The sequence below is a fragment of the Microbacterium sp. Root180 genome, assembly GCF_001428485.1.
GTDB lineage: Bacteria > Actinomycetota > Actinomycetes > Actinomycetales > Microbacteriaceae > Microbacterium.
In genome coordinates this window covers 1-19799 of the sequence record NZ_LMHS01000003.1, presented here as the reverse complement: position 1 = coordinate 19799, position 19799 = coordinate 1, and the positions used below count along the sequence as shown (strand labels likewise).

18 protein-coding genes are annotated in these 19799 nt (G+C 70.9%); 14 read left to right on the top strand and 4 right to left on the bottom strand.

Annotation, left to right across the window (positions count from 1 at the left end; translation table 11 throughout):
• Window positions 1-19: 19 nt before the first annotated feature.
• A complete protein-coding gene (pheS, locus tag ASD93_RS07590) occupies window positions 20-1060 on the top strand; it encodes a phenylalanine--tRNA ligase subunit alpha (protein WP_056121013.1) in 1041 nt (346 codons plus the stop codon).
• Window positions 1060-3606: a phenylalanine--tRNA ligase subunit beta gene (gene pheT, locus ASD93_RS07585; RefSeq protein WP_056121011.1), complete on the top strand. Its 2547-nt coding sequence runs from the start codon at window positions 1060-1062 to the stop codon at window positions 3604-3606. The genes pheS and pheT overlap by 1 nt, the downstream gene beginning before the upstream one ends.
• 9 nt (window positions 3607-3615) lie before the next feature.
• Here pheT and ASD93_RS07580 read toward each other — a convergent pair whose 3' ends face one another.
• On the bottom strand, window positions 3616-4746 hold the full coding sequence (locus ASD93_RS07580; RefSeq protein WP_056121010.1) for an AAA family ATPase: 1131 nt from the start codon (window positions 4744-4746) through the stop codon (window positions 3616-3618).
• A gap of 231 nt (window positions 4747-4977) precedes the next feature.
• On the opposite strand from ASD93_RS07580, the gene ASD93_RS07575 reads away from it, so the two are divergent.
• The 8 genes from ASD93_RS07575 (at window position 4978) to argH (ending at window position 13987) form a co-directional block, all read left to right on the top strand.
• On the top strand, window positions 4978-5958 hold the full coding sequence (locus ASD93_RS07575; protein ID WP_056121008.1) for an NAD-dependent epimerase/dehydratase family protein: 981 nt from the start codon (window positions 4978-4980) through the stop codon (window positions 5956-5958).
• Between the two features lie 224 nt (window positions 5959-6182).
• On the top strand, window positions 6183-7229 hold the full coding sequence (argC, locus tag ASD93_RS07570) for an N-acetyl-gamma-glutamyl-phosphate reductase (protein ID WP_056124166.1): 1047 nt from the start codon (window positions 6183-6185) through the stop codon (window positions 7227-7229).
• Entirely contained in the window at window positions 7226-8383 is a 1158-nt protein-coding gene (argJ, locus tag ASD93_RS07565; RefSeq protein WP_056121006.1) for a bifunctional glutamate N-acetyltransferase/amino-acid acetyltransferase ArgJ, read from the top strand. The genes argC and argJ overlap by 4 nt, the downstream gene beginning before the upstream one ends.
• Entirely contained in the window at window positions 8380-9279 is a 900-nt protein-coding gene (gene argB / locus ASD93_RS07560) for an acetylglutamate kinase (RefSeq protein WP_056121004.1), read from the top strand. The genes argJ and argB overlap by 4 nt, the downstream gene beginning before the upstream one ends.
• The gene (locus ASD93_RS07555; RefSeq protein WP_056121001.1) at window positions 9276-10490 is read left to right on the top strand and encodes an acetylornithine transaminase; all 1215 of its coding nucleotides are present in this window, start codon (window positions 9276-9278) and stop codon (window positions 10488-10490) included. Before argB ends, ASD93_RS07555 begins: the two co-directional genes overlap by 4 nt.
• On the top strand, window positions 10487-11410 hold the full coding sequence (argF, locus tag ASD93_RS07550) for an ornithine carbamoyltransferase (RefSeq protein WP_056120999.1): 924 nt from the start codon (window positions 10487-10489) through the stop codon (window positions 11408-11410). The genes ASD93_RS07555 and argF overlap by 4 nt, the downstream gene beginning before the upstream one ends.
• 16 nt (window positions 11411-11426) lie before the next feature.
• Window positions 11427-12560 carry a heparan-alpha-glucosaminide N-acetyltransferase domain-containing protein gene (locus ASD93_RS07545; RefSeq protein WP_056120997.1) on the top strand — a complete coding sequence of 378 codons (1134 nt, stop codon included), beginning with the start codon at window positions 11427-11429 and terminating at the stop codon, window positions 12558-12560.
• Entirely contained in the window at window positions 12557-13987 is a 1431-nt protein-coding gene (gene argH / locus ASD93_RS07540; RefSeq protein ID WP_056120995.1) for an argininosuccinate lyase, read from the top strand. The genes ASD93_RS07545 and argH overlap by 4 nt, the downstream gene beginning before the upstream one ends.
• Before the next feature lie 34 nt (window positions 13988-14021).
• Here the strand turns inward: argH and ASD93_RS07535 are convergent, their stop codons facing one another.
• Entirely contained in the window at window positions 14022-14618 is a 597-nt protein-coding gene (locus ASD93_RS07535; RefSeq protein WP_157536903.1) for a hypothetical protein, read from the bottom strand.
• A 28-nt stretch (window positions 14619-14646) separates the two neighbouring features.
• Window positions 14647-15261: a hypothetical protein gene (locus ASD93_RS07530; protein ID WP_056120993.1), complete on the bottom strand. Its 615-nt coding sequence runs from the start codon at window positions 15259-15261 to the stop codon at window positions 14647-14649.
• Window positions 15262-15414: 153 nt separating this feature from the next.
• Between ASD93_RS07530 and ASD93_RS07525 the strand changes: the two genes are divergently transcribed.
• The gene (locus ASD93_RS07525) at window positions 15415-15765 is read left to right on the top strand and encodes a VOC family protein (protein WP_235566913.1); all 351 of its coding nucleotides are present in this window, start codon (window positions 15415-15417) and stop codon (window positions 15763-15765) included.
• Here the strand turns inward: ASD93_RS07525 and ASD93_RS07520 are convergent.
• Entirely contained in the window at window positions 15741-16127 is a 387-nt protein-coding gene (locus ASD93_RS07520; protein ID WP_056120991.1) for a MerR family transcriptional regulator, read from the bottom strand. The two genes, ASD93_RS07525 and ASD93_RS07520, sit on opposite strands and share 25 nt — an antisense overlap.
• A gap of 54 nt (window positions 16128-16181) precedes the next feature.
• Here ASD93_RS07520 and ASD93_RS07515 point away from each other — a divergent pair, with 54 nt between their 5' ends.
• The 3 genes from ASD93_RS07515 to ASD93_RS07505 all read left to right on the top strand — a co-directional run bounded on the left by ASD93_RS07515 (window position 16182) and on the right by ASD93_RS07505 (window position 19400).
• The gene (locus ASD93_RS07515; RefSeq protein WP_056120988.1) at window positions 16182-17129 is read left to right on the top strand and encodes an aldo/keto reductase; all 948 of its coding nucleotides are present in this window, start codon (window positions 16182-16184) and stop codon (window positions 17127-17129) included.
• A 72-nt stretch (window positions 17130-17201) separates the two neighbouring features.
• Complete coding sequence (tyrS, locus tag ASD93_RS07510) at window positions 17202-18509, top strand: tyrosine--tRNA ligase (RefSeq protein ID WP_056120985.1); 1308 nt, start codon at window positions 17202-17204, stop codon at window positions 18507-18509.
• Window positions 18510-18557: 48 nt separating this feature from the next.
• Window positions 18558-19400 carry a DUF4184 family protein gene (locus ASD93_RS07505; protein WP_056120983.1) on the top strand — a complete coding sequence of 281 codons (843 nt, stop codon included), beginning with the start codon at window positions 18558-18560 and terminating at the stop codon, window positions 19398-19400.
• Window positions 19401-19799 lie beyond the last annotated feature (399 nt).

Here is a 19799-nt window from a genome sequence, read left to right as displayed (position 1 = left end):
CTCGGTAGACTCGGTTCTCGTGTCTGAAGCTCACGAGATCACGCCCGAGGCGGTGGAGGCGGCCGTGCAGTCGGCGCTCGCCGCCGTCGCGGCCGCCGGCGACACCGCCGCGCTGAAGGCGGCCCGTTCCGCCCACACCGCGGACGGCTCGCCGCTCGCCCAGCTCAACGCGCAGCTGCGCACCGTGCCCGCCGACAAGAAGGCGGAGTTCGGCAAGCTCGTGGGCCAGGCCCGCGGGCGCGTCAACCAGGCGTTCGCGGCGCGCGAGCAGGAGCTCGCCGAGGCCGAGACGTTCGCGCGGCTGGAGGCCGAGCGCGTCGACGTGACGGCGCTGCCTCAGCGGGCGCGGGCCGGGGCGCGGCATCCGATCTCCCTCCTCCAGGAGCAGATCTCCGACATCTTCGTCGGCATGGGGTGGGAGATCGCGGAAGGCCCCGAGCTCGAGCACGAGTGGTACAACTTCGACGCGCTGAACTTCGACGAGGATCACCCCGCGCGCCAGATGCAGGACACGTTCTTCGTCGACCCCGTCGAGCGCCACCTCGTGATGCGCACGCACACCAGTCCGGTGCAGGTGCGCTCGATGCTGGAACGCGATCTGCCGCTGTACGCCCTGTGCCCCGGCCGCGTGTACCGCACCGACGAGTTCGACGCGACGCACCTCCCCGTCTTCACGCAGTTCGAGGGGATCGTCGTCGACAAGGGCATCACGATGGCCCACCTCAAGGGAACGCTCGACCACGCCGCCAAGGTGCTGTTCGGCGCCGAGGCGAAGACGCGGTTCCGCGCCAACTACTTCCCCTTCACCGAGCCGTCCGCCGAGCTCGACCTGTGGCACCCCACCTTCAAGGGCGGCGCCCGGTGGATCGAGTGGGGCGGCTGCGGGATGATCAACCCCAACGTGCTGCGCGCGGCGGGGATCGACCCCGAGGAGTACTCGGGCTTCGCATTCGGCATGGGCGTCGAGCGCACGCTCATGTTCCGCAGCGACGTGCAGGACATGCGCGACATGGCCGAGGGCGATGTCCGCTTCAGCGAGCAGTTCGGAATGGTGGTCTGATGCGCGTCCCGCTCTCCTGGCTGCGTGAGTACGTCGACGTCCCGCAGGATGCCGCGCCCGAGGACGTTCTCGCCGCGCTGGTATCGGTCGGCTTCGAGGAGGAGGACGTCTTCCGCTTCGAGCTGCAGGGCCCCATCGTCGTGGGCGAGGTTGTGGAGTTCGTCGAGGAGCCGCAGTCCAACGGCAAGACGATCCGCTGGTGCCGGGTGCGTGTGGCGCCCGACGGCCAGGCGGCGGCCGACGGCGGCGACGCCGTGCACGGCATCGTGTGCGGCGCGCGCAACTTCTTCACCGGCGACAAGGTCGTCGTGACCCTGCCCGGCGCCGTGCTGCCTGGACCCTTCCCGATCGCCGCGCGCAAGACCTACGGCCACGTGTCGGACGGCATGATCGCTTCCGCGAAGGAGCTCGGCCTCGGTGACGAGCACAGCGGCATCCTGCGTCTCGTCGAGCTCGGCATCGACGCCCCCGTCGGCACCGACGCCATCGCGCTGCTCGGTCTCGACGACGTCGCGGTCGATATCAATGTCACGCCCGATCGCGGCTACGCGCTCTCCATCCGCGGTGTCGCGCGCGAGTTCTCGCACGCGACCGGCGCGGTCTTCCGCGACCCCGGGCTACGTCCGTGGAGCGAGCTCCAGCAGCCCACCGAGGGGTTCTCCGTCGTCGTCGACGACCGTGCCCCTCTCCGAGGCCGGGTGGGCGCGTCGGAGTTCGTCGCGCGGATCGTCCGAGACGTCGACCCCACCAAGCCCACCCCCGCCTGGATGGTCGCGCGGCTCACGCTCGCCGGCATCCGCTCGCTCGGGATCCTCATCGACATCACCAACTACGTGATGGTCGAGCTCGGGCAGCCGATCCACGGCTACGACCTCGACAAGCTGCAGGGCGGCATCACCGTGCGGCGGGCAGAGGCGGGCGAGCAGCTCGAGACCCTCGACGGCAAGATGCGCACGCTCAGCCCCGAGGATCTGCTGATCACCGACGACTCGGGCCCGATCGGCCTCGCCGGCGTCATGGGCGGAGGGACGACCGAGATGAGCGATGCGACGCGCAACGTGCTCATCGAGGCCGCCACGTTCGACACCGTCTCGATCGCCCGCACCGCGCGCCGCCACAAGCTGCCCAGCGAGGCGTCGCGGCGTTTCGAGCGCGGCGTCGACCCGCTCGTCCCGTTCGTCGCCGCGCGGCGCGTGGCCGACCTCATGGTCGAGTACGCCGGCGGCACGCTGGACCTCGAGGTCGGCGGTGCCCTGTTCGCCACGGTCGAGCAGCGCGCGATCAGCCTGCCGAAGCCCTTCGTCTCGGCGCTGATCGGCGTGGACTACACCGAGGCCGAGATCGTCGCCGCCCTCGAGATGGTCGGCACCGAGGTCAGCGACGCCGACGACCGCGCCGACGAGCCGCAGTGGTGGGTCACCCCGCCGTCGTGGCGACCCGACCTCACCGACAAGTGGACGTTGGCCGAAGAGGTCGCCCGCATCGAGGGGTACGACCGGATCCCGTCGATCCTGCCGACGCCGCCGTCCGGTCGCGGTCTGACCGCCGCCCAGGAGGGTCGCCGCCGTGTCGCCAACGCGCTCGCCGCGGCCGGCTTCGTCGAGACGCCGTCGTTCGCCTTCACCACCGAGGAGCAGAACGACCTCCACGGCTCGGCGTCGGGGGATCACCTGCCCAGCGTCAAGCTCGCGAACCCCCTCGACGGCCAGGCGGCGTACTTGCGCCGCTCGCTCGTGCCCAACCTGCTGCAGGTCGCGCACCGCAACGTGGCACGCGGCTTCACCGATCTCGCGCTGTTCGAGACGGGCTCGGTGTTCCTGCCCGAGCCGGGCGTGGCGTACGGTACGTCGCACGTTCCGCCGCTCGCGGTGCGCCCGGATGCCGCGACCCTTGCCGAGCTCGACGGGTCGATCCCGCCCCAGCACCGCCATGTCGCCGTCCTGCTCGCCGGCAACCTCGTCGCGAAGCAGCCCGGACTCGCGCCGGTCGGCGTCGACCTCGCCGCCACGGTCGACGCCGTGCGGACGATCGCCTCCGCGGCGGGCGTCACCGTCGAGATCGCCCAGGGGCAGCGCGCCGCGCTGCACCCGGGCCGCACCGGTGCACTGTCGGTGGACGGCGTCGAGGTGGGCTACGTCGGCGAGCTCCTGCCGGCGGTGGCCGAGGCATCCGATCTCCCGGGACGCGTCATCGTGGCGGAGCTGGATCTCGACCTCCTCCTGTCGCTCGCCGGCGAGAAGGTCGTCGCGGCGTCGCTGTCGGGCTTCCCGGCGGCCACCCAGGACGTGTCGCTCGTGCTCGGGGCGGACGTGCCGGCCGGAGACGTGCGCGCGGCGCTCGCCGAGGGCGCCGGAGGTCTGCTCGAGTCGGTGCGGCTCGTCGACGACTACCGCGGCCAGGGCGTGCCCGAGGGGGCGAAGAGCCTTACGTTCGCGCTGCGGTTCCGAGCGCCCGACCGTACGCTCACCGCCGCCGAGGCGACCGAGGCGAAGCTGGGCGGGGTCGCGGTCGCTGCCGAGCGCTTCGGCGCCGCTCTGCGGGAGTAGCCACTGGGCTCAGCGGGAGCCCCAGTGCCACGCCGGGCGGTCGAGCGTGCCCTGCCCGGCGATCCGCGTGCCGTCGGCGTGCGCCTCCAGCCGGTGGGTGAGCGCGCCCTTGCGCTCGAGGGCGCCCGACAACGGCTCGGCGTGGGTGACCACGATCACCTGCGAGCGGGCGGACGCTTCGGCGACGAGCGCGCCGAGAGGCTCGAGCAGGTCGGGATGCAGGCTCGCCTCGGGCTCGTTCAGCACGATGAGCGGCGCGGGGCGCGCGGGAAGGAGGGCCGCGCACATCAGCAGGTATCGCAGCGTGCCGTCGGAGAGTTCGGTCGTCTCGAGCGGGCGCAGCAGGCCCGGCTGAGCCATGACGAGCCGGAATCTGCCATCGCTCGGCAGAACCGACACGTGTGACCCGGGGAAGGCCCGTGCCACGGCCGCATCGAGCGCGGCGCCGTGCCCGGCATCCTGAATCGTCGCCCACACCGCCGCGAGGTTCTCGCCGCCGTGGGAGAGCGTCTGCGACCGTGTGCCCACCTGCGGCTGCCGCGCCGGTGCATCGGGGTCGACGCGGAAGTGGTCGTAGAACCGCCAGCCTCCGAGCGCACGGCGCAGCGCGAGCAGCTCGGGCGCGGTGTCGCCGTCGGCGAGATCGGTGATGATGCTCTCGTACGGCGCGAGCTGCTGGTCGAGGGAGATCCACGCTCCGTCGCGCACGCGCGTCGCGCCGCGCAGGCGGTCGATCAGCAGCGTCGCGGGCTTCGCGAAGGGACCCGCGAACACCTGCTCGCGCTTGATCTCGGGGTCGCGCGCGAAGAGGCTGCGCTGATCGACCTGCGGGATGCCGAGATCGACCAGGTAGCCGAGCTCGTCGGACGCGAATCCGAGCCTGACGGCGATCGGGCCCTTGCGCACCGTGCCTTGGTCTCCGCCGAACTCCGGACCCGCCCACAACAGCGATGGCAGGCCGCCTTCACGGGCGATCGCGCCGATCAGAGATCCCGCCGCGGAGTGCGACAGCAGGCGCAGCGCGCGGTACACGTTGGACTTGCCCGTGCCGTTGGCGCCGGTGATGACGGTGAGGGCTGCGAAGGGCAGGACCACATCGCGCAGCGATCGGTAGCCCGAGACGGCGACGGTGGTCAGCATGCCGACATCCTGGCAGGCGCGTCCGACGCGGATCCGCCGAGAGCGGAGGGGCCGCGCTGCGGGAGTAGCTCCGCCGCGCCGTGCGGGCACAACGTCGGCAGATCGCCGCCGGAAAGTGACCTGCCCGCGGTCGGTCCGGCGCGAGCGCGACGGATCGCCGACGTTGTGCACGTCTCTCCGCCGACAGCGGAGGGGATGCCGCGGCCGCGGCCGGTCTGGTTGGGTGGAGCCATGACCGACGTCCTGATCCTCGGCGGCACCGGGTGGCTGAGCGGCCGTGTGGCCGAGCGGTGGGCGGATGCCGGAGCCTCCGTGACCTGCCTCGCTCGAGGCGGCCGATCCGCACCGTACGGGACGACCCTCGTGACGGGCGACCGCGACCACCCGGACGCGTACGCGGAGGTGATCGGGCGCGAGTGGGACGAGATCGTCGACATCTCGTCGAACCCCGCGCACGTGGTGGCCGCGATCGGAGCGCTGGGGGAGCGCACGAAGCACTGGACGTGCATCTCGACCGTGTCCGTCTACGCCGCGAACGACGAACCCGGCGCCGACGAATCGGCTGAGCTGCTCCCTGCGCTCGGCCCGGACGACGAGCCGGACTACGGGCGCGCGAAGGCGGCGGCCGAGGCATCCGTGCGCGCCGCCCTCGGCTACCGTGCGGCGATCGCGCGGCCGGGACTCATCGTGGGACCCGGGGACCCCACCGACCGGTTCGGCTACTGGGTCGGGCGGTTCGCGCTCGCCGGCCCCGCGGACGTGCTCGTTCCCGACAGCATCGACCGCGGCGCGCAGGTGATCGATGTCGACGACCTCGCCGATTTCGTCGTGTCGGTCGGACGTGAACGGTGGACCGGCGTCGCGAACGCCGTCGGCGACCCCGTGCCGCTGGATCGGATCCTGCGCGAGGCCGCCGAGGTCGCCGGGCACACCGGCGCCACGCGCGAGGCGGACGACGCCTGGCTCGAAGCGCACGAGGTCGCCTACTGGATGGGTCCGCGCTCGCTGCCACTGTGGCTCCCCGCCGACATGCCCGGCTTCTGGACCCGCTCCAACGCGGTCTACCGCCTGCTCGGGGGCCGCATTCGGCCGCTGCGGGAGACTCTCCTGCGAACCCTGGCCGACGAGCGCGAGCGCGGACTCGACCGCGAACGCCGGGCGGGACTGTCGCGCGCCGAAGAGGTCGCCCTTCTCGACGCAATGGACACATGACCGCCGTGTGACGCGCCGATTTGCGGATGCCGCGACCCGGCGGCTATCGTCGCGACATGCCTTCGGCGCCCCAGGGACCCACGACGCTCGCTTCGAGCGCCGCTCCCGCGCGCCGTCGTCGTCTGGGCGAGCGCCGACTCTAGGCGACCCCGCACGCAGTCCTGTCATGGACTCCCGGGCGTCGCCGTCTCCGGCCCCTGCACCCAGACTCTAAGGTGGAATCCATGACATATTCGGTCGCCGTATCCGGCGCATCCGGCTATGCGGGCGGCGAGATCCTGCGGATCCTCGCCGCGCATCCCGACGTCGAGATCCGCAGCGTCACCGCTCATTCCAACGCGGGACAGCCGCTCATCCAGCACCAGCCGCACCTGCGCTCGCTCGCGGGTCTGACGCTGCAGGAGACCACTGCCGAGGTGCTGGCCGGGCACGACATCGTGTTCCTCGCGCTGCCGCACGGGCAGTCCGGTCAGTACACCGATGCTCTGGGCGACACCCCTCTCGTGATCGACGCCGGCGCCGACCACCGTCTCGAATCCGTCGCCGACTGGGATCGGTTCTACGGAGGCGACTTCCACGACCCGTGGGCGTACGGCGTGCCCGAACTCCCGGTGGGCGACGCGAAGCAGCGCGACCGGCTGGTCGGGGCAGGGCGCATCGCCGCGCCCGGCTGCAACGCGTCGACGGTGTCGCTCTCGCTGGCACCGGGCGTGGCGGCCGGGGTGATCGATCCGTCGGACATCGTCACCGTTCTCGCCGTCGGACCGTCGGGCGCAGGCAAGAGCCTCAAGACCACGCTGCTCGCGAGCGAGATCCTCGGCTCCGCGAACCCGTACGGGGTCGGCGGCACGCACCGCCACATCCCCGAGATCGCGCAGGCGCTGAGGGGTGCGGGGGCCGCGGGCGACATCGGCATCTCCTTCACGCCCGTGCTCGTGCCGATGGCGCGCGGCATCCTCGCCACCTCGACGGCACCGATCGCGCCGGGGGCGTCGGACTCCGACATCCGTGCTGCGTGGGAGTCCGCGTACGCCGACGAGGCGTTCGTGCACCTGCTGCCTGCAGGGGAGTTTCCGCGCACGGCCGACGTGCTCGGCGCGAACACGGCGCTGATGGGGCTGGCGATCGATCGAGCGGCGAATCGCGTCGTCGTCGTCACCGCCGTGGACAATCTCGTCAAGGGCACGGCCGGCGCTGCGGTCCAGTCGATGAACATCGCGCTGGGCCTGGCCGAAGGCACCGCGCTCACCGTGAACGGAGTCGCGCCGTGAGTGTCACCGCACCACAGGGATTCGAGGCGGCCGGTGTCGCGGTCGGGCTGAAGTCGACCGGGAAGCCCGACGTCGCCGTGGTCGTCAACCGCGGCCCCCGCAAGGCCGGTGCGGCGGTCTTCACGTCCAACCGGGCCAAGGCGAACCCGATCATCTGGTCGCAGCAGGCGGTGCAGGACGGCGTCGTCGAGGCGATCGTGCTCAACTCCGGCGGCGCGAACTGCTTCACCGGCTCCTTCGGGTTCCAGACCACCCATCAGACCGCCGAGAAGGCGGCGGAGCTCCTCGGCGTCAGCGCCGGAGACATCCTCGTCTGCTCGACCGGGCTCATCGGCACCGGCGACGAGGTGTTCCGCGCGAAGGTGCTCGCGGGGACCGAGCAGGGGATCGCCGAGCTGTCGGCGGACGGCGGGGAGGCGGCATCCCTCGCCATCATGACGACCGACTCGCGGCCGAAGCGGGCGATCGTCGCACGCGACGGCTGGACCATCGGTGGGATGGCGAAGGGTGCGGGGATGCTGGCCCCCGGCCTGGCGACGATGCTCGTCGTGATCACCACCGACGCCGTGCTCACCTCCGAGGAGGCGGACGCGCATCTGCGGGCGTCCACCCGTACGAGCTTCGACCGGCTCGACTCGGACGGCTGCATGTCGACCAACGACCAGGTGACGCTCCTCGCCAGCGGTGCCTCGGGTGTCACGCCCGATCCGGACGCCTTCCGTGCGGCGCTCGCCGCTCTGTGCCTCGATCTGTCGGAGCAGCTGCAGTCCGATGCGGAGGGGGCGAGCCACGACATCCGGATTCTCGTGAGCAACGCGGCGTCCGAAGAGGACGCCGTCGAGGTGGGCCGCTCTGTCGCGCGGAACAACCTCTTCAAGGCCGCGATCTTCGGCAACGACCCGAACTGGGGGCGCGTGCTGGCGGCCATCGGGACGACGGCGGCGGAATTCGACCCCTACGACGTGGATGTCTGGATGAACGGCGTGCGCGTATGCACCGCCGGAGGCCCCGACGCTCCGCGCGAAGCCGTCGACCTGACGCCGCGGGCGACCGAGGTCGTCATCGACCTCAAGGTGGGCTCCGCAAGCGCCGTGATCCTCACCAACGACCTCACGCACGACTACGTCCACGAGAACAGCGCGTACTCCTCATGACCGAGATCCAGGACACCGATCCCGACGAAGCCAGCCACAAGGCGGCGACGCTCATCGAGTCGCTCCCGTGGCTCCAGCGCTTCCGCGACCAGATCGTGGTGATCAAGTACGGCGGCAACGCCATGGTGTCGGAGGAGCTGCAGGACGCCTTCGCCGCCGACGTCGCCTACCTCCGCTACGTCGGGGTCAAGCCCGTCGTGGTGCACGGCGGCGGCCCCCAGATCTCGTCGATGCTCGATCGCCTCGCGATCCCGAGCGAGTTCAAGGGCGGCTATCGCTTCACCTCGACCGAGGCGATCTCCGTCGTGCGCATGGTGCTCACGGGCCAGATCAACCCGCAGCTCGTGGCGAAGATCAATGCCTATGGGCCGCACGCGGCGGGACTGAGCGGCGAGGACGCGGGCCTGTTCGGCGGCCGGCGTCGCGGCGTCGTGATCGAGGGCATCGAGCACGATCTGGGCAGCGTCGGCGATGTCGTCGAGGTCGATCCGCAGGCCGTGCTCGACCAGCTCGCCGCGGGCCGGATCCCTGTGGTCTCGAGCATCGCCCCCGACCTGGATCAGCCGGGACACTCGCTCAACGTGAACGCGGATGCCGCGGCATCCGCCCTCGCCGTCGCGCTCGGCGCCGCGAAGCTCGTCGTGCTCACGGATGTGCCCGGGCTCTACGCCGACTGGCCTCGCCGTGATTCGCTCGTGTCCCACCTCACTTCGACCGAGCTGCGAGCGATGCTGCCTTCGCTCGAGTCGGGGATGATCCCGAAGATGCAGGCGTGCCTGGAGGCCGTCGAGGGCGGCGTCGACACCGCCGCGATCATCGACGGGCGGGTGCCGCACTCGGTGCTCGTGGAGATCTTCACCAGCAAGGGGATCGGAACAGAGGTGGTGCTCGGATGACGTGGCAGGACGATGCGGGGCGCGACCTCGTCAGGAGCTTCGGGGAGCGGATGGCGATGTTCGTCCGCGGCGAAGGATCTCACCTGTGGGACGCCGAGGGCAGGCGGTACCTGGACTTCCTCGCGGGGATCGCGGTCGACTCGCTCGGCCACGCCCACCCCGTGTTCGTGTCGGCGCTGGCGAGTCAGGCAGCGACCCTCGCGCACGTGTCGAACTACTTCGCGACCCCGCCGCAGCTCGAGCTCGCGGCACGCCTGAAGCGCCTCGCGGGCACGGGGGACACGGGGCGCGTGTACTTCGGCAACTCGGGCGCCGAGGCCAACGAGGCCGCGTTCAAGCTCGCGCGCCTCCACGGCGGCGCCGAGCGTCCGCGCATCCTCGCCCTGAAGGACGCCTTCCACGGCCGGACGATGGGCACGCTCGCCCTCACCGGCAAGCCGTGGATGCAGGAGCCGTTCCTGCCGATGACCCCGGGCGTCGAGTTCATCGACTCGACGGTCGAGGCGCTCGAGGCCGCGCTCGACGACCGGGTCGCGGCGCTGTTCGTCGAGCCCGTCAAGGGTGAGGCGGGGGTCATCGACCTGCCCGAGGGGTACCTCGCGGCGGCACGGGAGCTCACCTCGCGCCACGGCGCACTGCTCGTGATCGACGAGATCCAGACCGGAGCAGGACGCACCGGCGAGTGGTTCGCGTTCCAGCACGCCGGGATCACGCCCGACGCGATCACGGTCGCCAAGGGCATCGGCGGCGGGTTCCCGATCGGCGCCCTCATCACCTTCGGTCACGCCAGCGACCTCTTCTATCCGGGCACGCACGGCTCGACGTTCGGCGGCAACGCCCTCGGCACGGCGGTCGCCGGTGCGGTCCTCGGCGAGATCGAGCGCGCCGACCTCGTGCGCAATGCCGCGGAACGGGGCGAGCAGCTGCGCGCCGCGATCCTCGGCATCGACTCGGACCTCGTCACCGGGGTGCGCGGGCGGGGACTCCTGCTCGGGGTGGCGCTGAGCCACCCCGTCGCGAAGGCCGTCGTCGCGGCGGCCCAGGAGCACGGCCTGGTCATCAACGCACCCAACGACGAGACGCTGCGCCTCGTGCCCGCCCTCACGATCGGCGACGTCGAGATCGACGAGTTCATCGACCTGCTCACCGCTTCGCTGCGCACCGTGCAGGACGCGCTGCTGCTCGACACCCCCACGGAGGCCCACGCATGACCCGCCATCTGCTGCGCGACGACGATCTGACCCAGGCCGAGCAGGACGAGATCCTCGACCTCGCGGTCGCGCTCAAGAAGGACCGCTGGAAGCTGAAGACCCTCGAAGGACCGCAGACCGTCGCGGTGATCTTCGACAAGTCCTCGACCCGCACGCGGGTGTCCTTCGCCGTCGGCATCGCCGACCTCGGAGGCTCGCCGCTGATCATCTCGACCGCCAACAGCCAGCTCGGCGGCAAGGAGACGCCCGCCGACACCGCGCGCGTCCTCGAGCGCCAGGTCGCCGCGATCGTGTGGCGCACCTATGCGCAGGCCGGCCTGGAGGAGATGGCCGAGGGCACCCGCGTTCCCGTCATCAATGCGCTGAGCGACGACTTCCACCCGTGCCAGCTGCTCGCCGACCTGCTGACGATCAAGGAGCACAAGGGGGAGCTCGCCGGGCTCACGCTGGCGTTCTTCGGCGACGGCATGTCGAACATGGCCCACTCGTACGTGCTCGCGGGGGTCACCGCAGGGATGCACGTCCGGGTCGCTTCGCCAGAGTCCTACGCGCCGCGGGACGACGTGATCGCCGATGCCGATCGCCGTGCGGCCGAGACCGGCGGGTCGGTGACGCTGTTCACGGACGCGAACGAGGCCGCCGCCGGCGCCGACGTCATCGTGACCGACACGTGGGTGTCGATGGGCAAAGAGGAGGAGAAGCTCGCGCGACTCCGCGACCTCGGCGGCTACAAGGTCACGACCGACCTCCTGGGGCTCGCCAAGGACGACGCGATCTTCATCCACTGCCTTCCTGCCGATCGCGGCTACGAGGTCGATGCCGAAGTCATCGACGGCCCGCAGAGCGTCGTCTGGGACGAGGCGGAGAACCGCCTCCACGCCCAGAAGGCGCTCCTGGTGTGGCTGCTGCGGCAGGACTGACGACGGCCATGCGCGCGTGAGCGGGCCGGACTCGCCGGCGGCGCCGGGATGGCTCGCGTCCCGCTGGGCGCGCCTGAACGGTCCCGATCGCGTCGCGGGAGTCGACTTCGCTCGCGGGCTGGCCGTGATCGGCATGTTCGCCGCGCACCTGCTGTGGATCCGCGATCCGTTCACCTGGACGGATGCCGGCACCTGGGTGGCCGTCGTCGACGGGCGATCCTCGATCCTGTTCGCCACCCTCGCGGGCGTGTCGATCGGGCTGGCGACCGGCGGGCGCGTGCCCCGGGCAGGGACGGCGCTGCGCTCGGCCCGCCTGCAGCTGATCGTGCGTGCCGTACTGCTGTGGGTGATCGGCATCCTGCTCATCCTCACGGGCGTGCCGGTCTACGTGATCCTGCCTGCGTACGCGCTGCTGTTCCTTCTCGCGGTGCCGCTGATCACGCTCGGCGCCCGACCGCTGCTGATCGCGGCATCCCTGCTGGCAGTCGTGATGCCGGTCGTGCAGGTCGCGCTCGATGACCTGCCGCTGTGGGGCACGGCCGCGGGCGACGCGCTGTCGCTCGCCCTTGGCTGGCACTACCCGTTCACGACCTGGGTGGCCTTCGTCGTCGCGGGTCTCGGTCTCGCGCGAGCAGACATCCGCCGCCTGAGGGTGCAGGTGCGGATGCTCGCAGCGGGGGCCGCGCTCGCGATCGTGGGCTATGGCGCAGCCGCCGCATCCGGTGTGGCGGAGACCGAAGCGGGCTCGTCCTATCTCGCCGCCCTGTGGACGGCCAGCCCGCATTCCACGGGGCTGCTCGAAGTCGTCGGCTCAGGCGGTTTCGCGATCGCTGTGCTCGCGGGATGCCTCCTCGCCAGCCGCACCATCGCCGTGTGGATCGTCCTGCCGCTGCGCGCCGTCGGCGCGATGCCGCTCACGGCGTACGTCGGCCAGCTCCTCGTGTGGGCCGCGGTCGCGACCGCCGTGCTCGGGCAGCCCGGCGACCTGGCGGGGTTCCGCGATCTCGAGCCGTTCTGGCCGATGGCGCTGGCGACGATCGTGCTGTGCACCGCGTGGGCGCTGCTCGTCGGGCGCGGGCCTCTGGAGTGGGTCGTCGATCGGTCGTCCCGCCTCGCCGCGCGCTCGGCCGTCGATAGGCTGGTGCGGTGAGCGACAGCAAGGGCGACGGGACCAACGAAGGCGCACTCTGGGGTGCCCGATTCGCGAGCGGACCGTCGCCGGAGCTGGCCGAGTTGAGCCGCTCCACGCACTTCGACTGGGATCTCGCTCTCTACGACATCGCGGGCTCGCACGCCCACGCGAAGGCGCTCGCCGCCGCCGGCTACCTCTCGGCCGACGAGGAGACCGCGATGCACGAGGGACTCGATCTCCTGGCGCTCGCCGTCGCGGACGGCACCCTGCGGCCCGCTCCGTCCGACGAAGACGTGCACGGTGCTCTGGAGCAGGCGCTGATCCGCACGGTCGGCCCCGAGATCGGCGGCAAGCTCCGTGCGGGACGCAGCCGAAATGACCAGATCGCCACGCTCGTGCGCATGTATCTGCTCGACCATTCGCGCGTGATCGCCCGTGATGTGCTCCGGCTGGTGGATGCGCTCGTCGCCCAGGCAGAGGCGCACCCGGATGCGGTGATGCCCGGCCGCACCCACTTGCAGCACGCGCAGCCGGTTCTGCTCGCGCACCATCTGCAGGCGCACGCGTGGCCGCTCGTGCGCGACCTCGAGCGCCTGCGCGACTGGTCGGCGCGCGCGTCGGTGTCGCCCTACGGGGGCGGCGCGCTCGCCGGGTCGACCTTGGGTCTGGACCCGCAGCTGGTCGCCCGTGAGCTCGGACTCGCGCGGCCGGCCGAGAACTCGCTCGACGGAACGTCGGCGCGCGACGTCGTCGCCGAGTTCGCGTTCATCACGGCGATGATCGGCGTCGACGTCTCTCGCCTGGCGGAGGAGATCATCCTGTGGAACACGCGGGAGTTCCGCTTCGTCACGCTCGACGACGGGTACTCGACAGGATCGAGCATCATGCCCCAGAAGAAGAACCCCGACATCGCGGAGCTCGCACGAGGGAAGTCCGGGCGACTCATCGGCAACCTCACGGGCCTTCTCGCGACACTCAAGGCGCTGCCCCTCGCGTACAACCGTGACCTGCAGGAGGACAAGGAGCCGGTCTTCGACTCGGTTCGCACGCTCGAGACCCTGCTCCCGGCGTTCGCCGGCATGGTCGCGACGCTGCGCTTCCACACCGACCGGATGGCCGAGCTCGCCCCACAGGGCTTCTCCCTCGCGACGGATGTCGCGGAGTGGCTCGTGAAGCGCGGCGTCCCGTTCCGTGACGCGCATGAGATCTCCGGTCACCTTGTGCGCGTGTGCGAGGACGACGGCATCGAGCTCCACGAGGTGACCGACGAACAGCTGCTGGCGGTCTCACCGGTGCTGACGCCCGCCGTGCGCGAGGTGCTCACCGTGGAGGGCTCGGTCGCCAGCCGCACGGGCACAGGAGGAACGGCGCCGATTCGGGTCGCGGAGCAGCGCGCCGAACTCGTCGAGCGCGTCCAGGCCGCCGCGCACGCGCTCGGGCTCTGAGCGCCGCGAGACAGCGCCCGTCAGCTGACCGCGGTCACCAGATCGCGAGTCGGACGACGCCCGCCGCGAGGCACGCCCACAGCAGGCTGGCGAAGGTTCCGATGATGAAGCGCTCCCGTGCTTCTGCGGCCGCGAGCTCGGAGAAGCGGCCGATGCCCTTGATCGCGACGACGACGGCGATCGCTTCGGGGAAGCCGACCACGATCCCCAGCGCGACGGCGAGGCGCTCGAGGTAGCCGATCGTCGTCCCGCCACGAAGGACTTCGCGCGCCGGGGCGTCGTCGGGCACGATCCCCGGGACTGCGGGCGGTCGCAGCATGATGCCGCCGTTGTCACCCTCGGGCACGCGGCCGTGCGTGGCGACCTCGAGCACGAGCCGGGTCACCGGGTTCCCGCCGACCGCGGCGAGCGCGACCCCGAGCATCGCGATGGCGATGGCGCCAATGGGGTGGATCTCGATCGGCAGCACGAGGACCACCACCAGCGACAGCAGGATCAGCCCGCCGGCGAAGAGCAGGGGGATCTCTCGCGGGCGCTTCGTGCTCAGCACGACGAGCACGAGAGCGCCGCTGAGCGTGAGGAAGAGGAACAGCGGCACCGCGAGCGAGAACAGCTCGGGAGGCACGATCATGCCGCTCAGTCTGGCACGGGGATCCGACTCAGCCGTGTGGCGGGGCCGGCGTCGCGAGAGCGTCGTCGGCGCGGCGCAGGAGCCGCTCGAGAACGGGGACCGCGGCTTCCTCGGTGCGCAGTCCCGCGTTGCGCGCCCGCAGACTCACGGCTCCCTCCGTGATGCCGAGACGGCCTGCCGCCTCGCGCTGCGTCAGCCCCTCGGTCAGGAGGTCGTGCAGCTCCCAGCCCTCCGTGGTGCGGCGGTCGCGCAGTTCCACCATCAGACGGAGGAGCGCCTCGGCATCCGCCCCCTCCTCGCCGCCGACGACGGCGACCCGCGTGGGCGACTTCTTTGCGCGGTCGACACCCTCGCGCGCGTTCACGAATGCGGGACCACGGGCCGCACGGACATCGGCGGGCATCGGCTCCTCGACACCGCCGATCCCGATCCCGACGCTCCACGCCTGGAGCCGGGTCAGGTGCAGCGCGACGTCCAGCAGCGCACGCGGGTCTGCCAGCGCGACCTGGAGCTCGTCCCCGGCGGTGCGCTCGGGTGCAAGCGTGAGACGCGGACCCGCGAGGCTGGCGACGGCGCTGAGTCCTGCCGGCACCAGGTCGGCGCCCGCCCGGCTCCTGCGCTGATCCGCGGTCACCACGAACATGCTGTGCTCCTTAGGTCTCACGGCTGAATTCAGTTGAGTTTAGCGTCTGAGCTTTATCCTCATAAGTCTCTAAGCTAAATACACTGAAATTTAGCCTAGAGGCTTCATCGCCGCAGCCTTCCGATCGAGACTCACGAGTGGCACGGTGGACCCATGGCGAAGATGGAGCACTTCGAGATCCCCGTCGATGACATCGCGCGGGCGCAGATCTTCTACCGCACTGTCCTGGGGTACGAGTACGAGCCGTGGGGGGAGGAGATGGGCATGCTTCGCCAGCCGGAAGGCGAAGGCGTGAACGGCGACCTCCACCTCCGGGGCGCGTCGCCCCACGTGACGGTGGTGTTCACCGTCGACCGCATCGAGGACACCGTCGCCGCGGCGGTCGCGAACGGTGGCGAGCAGGTCGGAGAGATCCAGCCGCTCGACGAGAACTCGAGATGGGTCTACATCCGCGATTCCGAGGGCAACACGATCGGACTCTACGACGAGATCGCCGTCGCCTGACTCGCCTCCAGCACGCTCCGGTACCACGTGAGCTTCTCGTCCAGCCGGGCCTGCTGAGCCCGCAGCGCGTCGAGCTCCGACCGGACCGCGTCGGCGTGCTCCTCGAGCAGCGCGACCCGGTCGGGCACCGTGCGCTCATCGCGGCACAGTTCGCCGTAGCGTCGCAGCTTCTCGATGGGCATCCCCGTCTCACGCAGGCACTTGAGGAAGCCGAGGGTGCCGAGATCGGCATCCGTGAACGACCGATGGCCGCCTGCGGTGCGTGCGACCGGGGGGAGGATGCCCTCCCTCTCGTAATAGCGGAGCGTGTCGAGGGAGAAGCCCGAGATCGCCGCAGCCTCGGCTGGCGTGTAAGTGGTCATGGATTCGAGGATAGGGCTTGACCTGGAGCGAACTCCAGGTTGCACGCTGGAACCATGACCACTTCGACACCCCCCACATCCCCGCTCGTCCTCGGCGCGATGATGTTCGGCACCGCCGTCGACGAAGAGACCTCGTTCGCGATCCTCGACCGTTTCGTCGAGCGAGGCGGCGTCTGGATCGACACGGCCGACTGCTACGCCTTCTGGGCATCCGATGACGGACACGGCGGCGCCAGCGAGCGACTGCTCGGCCGCTGGTTCGCCGCGCGTCCGGGCGTCCGCGAGCGCGTGCGCATCGCGACCAAGCTCGGTGCCGAGCCGCTGTGGGCGGGATCGTTCCCTGCACGGCGCGCCGGGCTCTCACCGCGCGCGGTGCGCGAGGCGTTCGCGGGCAGCTTGGACCGCCTCGGACTCGCGTCCGTCGACCTTCTGTGGCTGCACATGGAGGACCGCAAGACGCCGATAGAGGACACCGTCGGCGCGCTGGCGGAACTCACCTCATCGGGCGCCGTCGCCCGCGTCGGCGCGTCCAATCACCCCGCCTGGCGTGTCGAGCGGGCCCGCGAGCACGCTCGGCGCATCGGGGCCGTGCCCATCGACGCGCTGCAGCACAACAGCACCTTTCTCCGCCCCCGCCCGGGCACCAATCCCACCAACCACCCGTTCGGCGTGCTGAGCGACGAGCACCGCGACTACGCTGCGGCGCACCGCCTTGAGGTGTGGGCGTACACCCCGCTGCTGTCGGGTGCCTATGACAATCCCGCCAAGCCGATTCCCGACATCTACGACCATCCCGGCAACGCCCGCCGACTCGAGGTGCTCGAGGACGTGGCGGGGGAGCTCGGCGCCTCGCGTGGACAGACCGTGCTGGCGTGGCATGTCGCGCGCGGCATCCGGCCCATGCTCGGCGGGAGCAAGCTCGACCAGCTCGACGCGGCGATGGACGCGGTGCGATTCGAGCTCTCGGCCGCCCAGGTCGCGCGCCTCGAGGAGACCGCCTGAGCACGGATGCCTCGTCCCCCCGCGCCGGCGGGCGGGCGGGGCATCCGTCTGCCCGCTGATAGCCTGAACCGCGTGTCTGAAACCGTCGTGAGCGCGACCGCGCCCGCCAACGACCCGGCGTTCGAGAACGTCTGGGATGAGATCGTCTGGCGCGGACTCGTGCATGTGTCCACCGACCAGGAGGCGCTGCGCGCCCTGCTCGCCGGCGGCCCGATCACGTATTACTGCGGCTTCGACCCCACCGCACCGAGCCTCCACCTCGGCAACCTGGTGCAGCTGCTCCTCATGCGTCGCCTGCAGCTGGCCGGCCATAAGCCGCTGGGGCTCGTGGGCGGGTCGACCGGGCTCGTCGGCGACCCCGGCGGCCGTGACGCCGAGCGCGTGCTGAACCCCGTCGAGACCGTCGAGGAGTGGGTCGGCTACCTGCGGGCACAGGTGGAGCGATTCTTGAGCTTCGAGGGCGACAACGCCGCCCGCATGGTCAACAACCTCGACTGGACGGCGCCGCTCAGCGCCATCGACTTCCTCCGCGGGATCGGCAAGCACTTCCGCGTCGGCACGATGATCAAGAAGGACGCCGTGGCCGCGCGCCTCAATTCCGAGGCCGGCATCAGCTACACGGAGTTCAGCTACCAGATCCTGCAGGGCCTGGACTACCTCGAGCTGCACCGCCGCTACGACTGCGTGCTGCAGACCGGCGGCAGCGACCAATGGGGCAACCTGACCAGCGGCACCGACCTCATCCATCGCGTGGAGGGCGTGTCGGTGCACGCCATCGGCACGCCGCTGATCACGAACAGCGACGGCACCAAGTTCGGCAAGAGCGCGGGCAACGCGATCTGGCTCGACGCCGCGATGTGCAGTCCGTACCGGATGTACCAGTTCTGGCTCAACACCGACGATGCGGACGTGATCACGCGCCTCAAGGTGTTCACGTTCCTCACGCGCGCAGAGATCGAGCAGTACGAGCAGCTCGTCGCGGACGAGCCGTTCCGCCGCGCCGCGCAGAAGCGTCTGGCCCTCGAGGTCACGACGTTCGTGCACGGACCGGATGCCGCAGCGGCTGTGATCGCGGCATCCGAGGCGCTCTTCGGCCAGGGCGATCTGGCTGCGCTCGACGCCACCACCCTCGGTCAGGCGCTCGAGGAGCTGCCGAACGCGACCGTCGCGACCGGCACGCCGGTCCTTCAGGGCCTCGTCGACACGGGGCTCGCGTCGAGTCTCTCCGAGGCACGACGCTCGATCGCGCAGGGCGGAGTCTCGCTCGACGGCGTCAAGGTCGACGACGAGGCCGCGGTGATCACGGGCGGGCTGCCCGGTGGTGTGTCGGTGCTGCGCCGAGGGAAGAAGACTCTCGCCGGAGTGTTCGTCCAGGTCTGACACCGCCGGCGCCGCCGTGCGTCCGCCCTCGATCACCGACGGAGGCCCATGCCGTTCACGCCGAGCCACGCGGTGGTTGCGCTGCCGTTCATCCGCACGCCGCTCGTGCCCGCCGCGATCGCGGTCGGAGCGATGGCGCCCGACCTCCCGCTGTTCGTGCGCGGACTTCCGCTGCACTACGGACGCACGCACGACCTCGCGTGGGTCCCGGCGACGGTCGTCCTCGCGCTGGCACTGCTGCTGGTGTGGCGCGTGGTGCTGCGCCCGGCCGCGCGCGAGCTGGCGCCGTCGTGGCTCTCCGCGCGGCTGCCGGGGGAGTGGGATCGTGGGGCCGGTGCCGCGGTGCAGGAGACGCTGTCGATCACGAGCGTGCCCGGACCGGGGGCGGATCGGCGCTGGCGCGTGTCGGGGCGGGGGATGCTGCTCCTCCTGGTCTCTCTCGTCCTCGGGGTCGTGAGCCACATTGCGTGGGATCTGTTCACGCACGAGGGTCGGTGGGGAGTGGACATCCTTCCTTTCCTCGCTGAGGAGTGGGGCCCGCTGCGGGGCTTCAAGTGGCTGCAGTACGGATCGGGGGTCGTCGGACTGGCGATCATCGGCGTTTGGGCGCTGATCTGGCTGAGCCGTCGGGAAGGGTCGGCGCCTGTCGCGCGGGTGCTTCCGGCAGCGGTGCGCTGGGCGTGGTGGATCTCGCTGCCGGTGGTGCTCGGACTCGCCTGGTTCGCCGGCATCGCGATCTGGGGTCCGCTGGACGATGACTTCACGGTGGCGCATCTGGCGTATCGGGTACTCCCACCGGCGTGCGCCCTCTGGGGCGCCGTGACGGTCGTGCTGTGCGTCGTCGTGCAGGCGATGCGCTCGGCGCGCGCGCGGGAACTGACGCGACCGTGACCCGCTGCGACGCCGGGAGCCGCGTGTTCTCGCGGCTCCCGCCGCGCGACACGCCCGGGATGTCGCCAGGATTCGACGGACGTCGAGCTGTCACGTAATGTTCTTGTTGTTCGCCCCAAAGGGAAGAGCGGAGAGGCCGGAAGGCCCCGCCCCCTCAAGCGGAAACACCCCCATCCAGAACCTCTTCCGAGAGGTGTGACCCACGGGTCGACGGAGGGGATCATCCTCCTCGGATGCGCGGTCATCGACCGCGAACGGGAGTCCTCGGACTCCGGTTCGCCCGATTTGACGAGCGGCCCGCAGGCGGATAAGATTGTGAAGTTGCCCTGCTGGGCTGGCTGTGAGGCTGGTTGGTGGGTGCGTCCGATCCTTGAGAACTCAACAGCGTGCACTTGTCAA